Source organism: Microcystis sp. M49636_WE2 (assembly GCF_030065375.1).
Lineage (GTDB): Bacteria > Cyanobacteriota > Cyanobacteriia > Cyanobacteriales > Microcystaceae > Microcystis > Microcystis aeruginosa_C.
In genome coordinates, this window is record NZ_JASJFG010000258.1 from 1 (window position 1) to 3,556 (window position 3,556).

At 42.7% G+C, this 3,556-nt stretch carries 5 protein-coding genes, 1 tRNA gene and 1 pseudogene; 1 reads left to right on the forward strand and 6 read right to left on the reverse strand.

Features of this window, described 5'->3' with window-relative positions:
* From PX484_RS06215 to PX484_RS06225, 3 genes and pseudogenes are all read right to left on the reverse strand, one after another.
* Positions 1 to 259 (reverse strand): annotated as a pseudogene (locus PX484_RS06215) (glycogen phosphorylase); the annotation flags it as partial.
* A 199-nt stretch (positions 260 to 458) separates the two neighbouring features.
* A complete protein-coding gene (rbp, locus tag PX484_RS06220) occupies positions 459 to 761 on the reverse strand; it encodes an RNA-binding regulator (RefSeq protein WP_002800929.1) in 303 nt (100 codons plus the stop codon).
* A 221-nt stretch (positions 762 to 982) separates the two neighbouring features.
* The gene (locus PX484_RS06225) at positions 983 to 1,237 is read right to left on the reverse strand and encodes a DUF3493 domain-containing protein (RefSeq protein WP_287666827.1); all 255 of its coding nucleotides are present in this window, start codon (positions 1,235 to 1,237) and stop codon (positions 983 to 985) included.
* A 59-nt stretch (positions 1,238 to 1,296) separates the two neighbouring features.
* Here PX484_RS06225 and PX484_RS06230 point away from each other — a divergent pair.
* Positions 1,297 to 1,368: transfer RNA gene (locus PX484_RS06230), tRNA-Thr, on the forward strand.
* 204 nt (positions 1,369 to 1,572) lie between these two features.
* On the opposite strand, the gene PX484_RS06235 is transcribed toward PX484_RS06230, so the two are convergent.
* From PX484_RS06235 to PX484_RS06245, 3 genes are all read right to left on the reverse strand, one after another.
* Positions 1,573 to 2,076 carry a sll1618 family protein gene (locus PX484_RS06235; protein WP_043997712.1) on the reverse strand — a complete coding sequence of 168 codons (504 nt, stop codon included), beginning with the start codon at positions 2,074 to 2,076 and terminating at the stop codon, positions 1,573 to 1,575.
* Positions 2,077 to 2,115: 39 nt separating this feature from the next.
* Positions 2,116 to 3,084 (reverse strand): DUF4351 domain-containing protein, encoded by a 969-nt coding sequence (locus PX484_RS06240; RefSeq protein WP_287765026.1) that lies wholly within the window; start codon positions 3,082 to 3,084, stop codon positions 2,116 to 2,118.
* Positions 3,085 to 3,337: 253 nt separating this feature from the next.
* Positions 3,338 to 3,556: zinc ribbon domain-containing protein (locus PX484_RS06245; protein ID WP_288103172.1), on the reverse strand; the 219-nt coding region annotated here is incomplete at its 5' end.

Genomic DNA, 3,556 nt, shown 5'->3' on the forward strand with positions numbered 1-3,556 from the left:
CGAGTTTAACTTTTTCTTGTTTGTAGGTGTCGGTGGATTTCAGAAAACGACGCAGGAGGCGATCGCGAACGGTGTAGGCAAGGGCGACATAGTAATTGTAGGGACTGGCATTAGTGCGGTTAACCCCTTGCAAATAAAACAGATTGTCCAGAAAAGCCCGTTTTAGGGTTTCGGGACTCATGCCCGTGCGATCATCTTCGACTAAAGTGGGGCATTGAAGTGCTTCAGTCCCATCAGCTAGGGTGTAGGTTGTCTCCATCGGTTTTTGTTGTCCATATATTCGGGAGTCGATCGCCGATCAGATTCTGATGACGATATCCTTTATAGTTTACTTGTTACCTTTTGGAGAGACTCAGACATTTAGATTTCTATTGGTTTTGAGCGTATCTGCGATCGCAATTGCCGATAAAAAAAGGGTGAACCCTGTTCACCCTCCGACAATTATTCACAAAAAAAGCTTAATAGCGTTTTTTTCTGTCACCACCACCACCATTGAAGGGCGCACGCTCTGTGCGCTCTTCACGCTCGCGGGCCTGGTTAACTTTAATTGCTCGTCCCATCCAGTCAGCACCATCCAGTGCCTCAATCGCAGCGGCTTCCTCGGCTTTACTTTCCATTTCCACGAAGGCGAAACCGCGTTTGCGCTGTGTATCGCGATCCACGGGAATATGAACCCTTTTAACCTTGCCGTACTCTGCAAAGACGTCGACCAGATCTTCTTGGGAAATCTCGTAAGAGAGATTACCAACAAAAATAGACATAATACTTGAATCCTCGATCAATACTCGAAACGGTGTGGAGACACAAAATTCAGGGAGAAGCCGAACAATACTAAAGTAAAAGACTTACCGAATTAATACTGAAAACGAACTTGAACACTAATCTTGACTCTCCCTCCGATCATAACACGAAAAGACTAGAGTTAATGTTAACTTTTATTCTCCGGGAGAAGAGACTGTTTTGGCCATCGGCCGCTACTCCCTCAACCGCCAGCTTTTTTCTCCCGACGAAATAACCAAATCATCAGGGCCACCACCCCGATTTGTAGGGCAAAATTGGGTAAGGCGGTGGCTACGTCCCTACCTGCCGCTAATTGGGCTAGAAAAACCACCGCACCAATAAAACCAGAAGCACCTAAACCGAGATAGATAAACTGCCGCAGACCTCGGTAGGGATTAGCCGCTTCCTCTTTCAAGCGGGCGTATTTTTGGGGATCGAGTCGAGTGGATTTGCTCATAAAAAAATTTTTCTAGCTGTGTATCTATTGTCCGTGATATAATCGGGAATTGGCAATGTGCCGATGTAGCTCAGTGGTAGAGTAGTTGATTCGTAATCAATTGGTCGTGGGTTCAAATCCCATCATCGGCTTGGGGTTTTACCTCCCGGAAGTTGACTAAGAAATACCGAACTCCGGCTGAATAAATCCAAAAAGCTTGTTGGATAAGACTTTTAGACTTTTTGGCCATCCAAAAGTGCCGGACCCTGTATTGATCGGAATGGGCAAAACCCCACACCCTACACCCCGCACCCTACACCCTGCTCCCAACAACCAACTTTTCCAGCAAACCCTAGTTACTGAAGAAAAGGTTGAATAATTTCTGCGATCGCTTGACGTTGGCAATCGTCATATCCCCAGCGCTCTAGAAAGGCTTGATATTCTCCTTGTTCCCTGTTTAAACTGGTGGCTAATTGTTGTAATTTTTCCCCCAGTTCTGGCGATAATAACTGCTTAATTAGTTGACCAGTTTTTTCCTGGACTCTCTCAGAACCTCGGGCGTTTTCTTCATCTCCTTGCTTGCGATGATAGATAACCATTGCCGTGGACATAGCCAGATTTTTGACTAATAATTCATTCACTAATATCGGGGAAGTTTTTAAAGCAGTGATTACTTCTAAACTAGGATATTCCGTATAGGATAAATCGCTGGTTAAGTAAGTGACAAAAAATCCTCTGGCTCCATTTTCTGTCGAGACTAACTCAGTAAGTTTTTGAGTGATTGTGTTGGCATCTAAAAACTCAATTTGAGTTAGTAAATCTTGAGTTTGTTGGATAGCATTTTCAAAGCTTATACTCATACCCATACCTGGCCTTCTCTGAAGTTTAAAAGAAAAATACTAAGCATCTAAAACATTTAACCAATTAGTTAAATCCTCCACTGTCGAAAAATCAAATAAAGCTTCCCCCGCTCGTTCCAGATCATCAATATTCAAGGTCATAATCCGACTCTCTATATCCACATCAATAGCTCCTAACTTACGTTTAATCAGACGGACAATTAGATTTCTTTCTCTTGCTAAACCCTGTTCTAAACCCTGTTCTAAACCCTGTTCTAAACCCTGTTCTAAACCCTGTTCTAAACCGCGACGCATCCAACTGGTGGTAATCTGCATAACTCCCTCCTGTTCGGGTTGAATAAATGTGCTAATCTCCTGTTGAAATTCTATCTCCTCGGACGAGTTGAGATTGAGATAGGTATCGACAAAACCTGAAATCAATTGCATTCTAGCGGCATCTAATCTTAATGTTACCAATAATCTTAGACATTGTGCCTTAACTTTTGCCCTATCCCGAGGGGCAATTTTCATCTTGGCCATCAAAGCGGCGGCGACGGGATTAGCTTGATTGAGAAAATCTCGCCAATGCAAGCGATTTAACTGGACAACTTGATAGTTAAATTCTAACACTTTTAAGTCAGGAAAATCAATTTTGTATTGACGAATTGCTTCTTTTTGTGGACGCTCATAGGAAAATATGACAATCGGATAAACTGGTAAGGCAAATTTTTGATGCAGACGAGCGAAATAATTAAACATTCGCCGATTAAATTCCGGTTGAGAGCTAGACTGTGCTTCTAGATGAATTAAGAAAAATGATGATTGTCCCCGAAATTGAACTTGGGCGACTAAATCACTTTCATACTTTTCTCCTTCCGTGACATCGGTAAAGACTTCTTTGTCTAAAAATGTGATCTGATTAGGCTCTAAATAATTAATAACCGCGGGGAAAAACAACTGAATAAATTCAACAAAAAAAGTCGAAATTAATTCCTTAAATAAACGATCATGGTCAATAATATTATTCATACATAAGTAGTTATCCTAATGGTGAGGTAGAAAGTTTTCCTTTTGGGGAGTCGGTCGCCGGCCGTCGATATCAAAATTAGGTTACACTTCATCTTGAGGATAAAGGCGGTCAATTACTCGTTAAGACTACACCAGAACAGGGAGCTGCGGAGAAGAAGTCCGAGCATTTGTACTAAAATATCTAATAGACGGCTAACTGCTATATTTTCTGTTGACATCCTCACCGCCGTAAACGGACGGCGATTCCCAAACCTCACGATTTAGGTTTCTGCTTCTTTCCCATTCGGGGTTCCGCACCTGCCGCCCCAGTTTTACTCTGTTCTGGTCTTATGGTCGCTCTACAGACTGACACCGCAAGCCCTGCGGCCAAAATATTTTTACTAGCGTTAATATCTCGGTCATGGTGTGTCCCACAGTCTGGACAATCCCACTCTCGAACATTTAACGGTATTTTCTCGGCAATATGCCCACA

Coding starts and splice junctions, on each gene's coding strand:
- PX484_RS06225 (WP_287666827.1), bottom strand. CDS start 1,237: ATGAGCAAATCCACTCGACTCGATCCCCAAAAATACGCCCGCTTGAAA.
- rbp (WP_002800929.1), bottom strand. CDS start 761: ATGTCTATTTTTGTTGGTAATCTCTCTTACGAGATTTCCCAAGAAGAT.
- PX484_RS06235 (WP_043997712.1), bottom strand. CDS start 2,076: ATGAGTATAAGCTTTGAAAATGCTATCCAACAAACTCAAGATTTACTA.
- PX484_RS06240 (WP_287765026.1), bottom strand. CDS start 3,084: ATGAATAATATTATTGACCATGATCGTTTATTTAAGGAATTAATTTCG.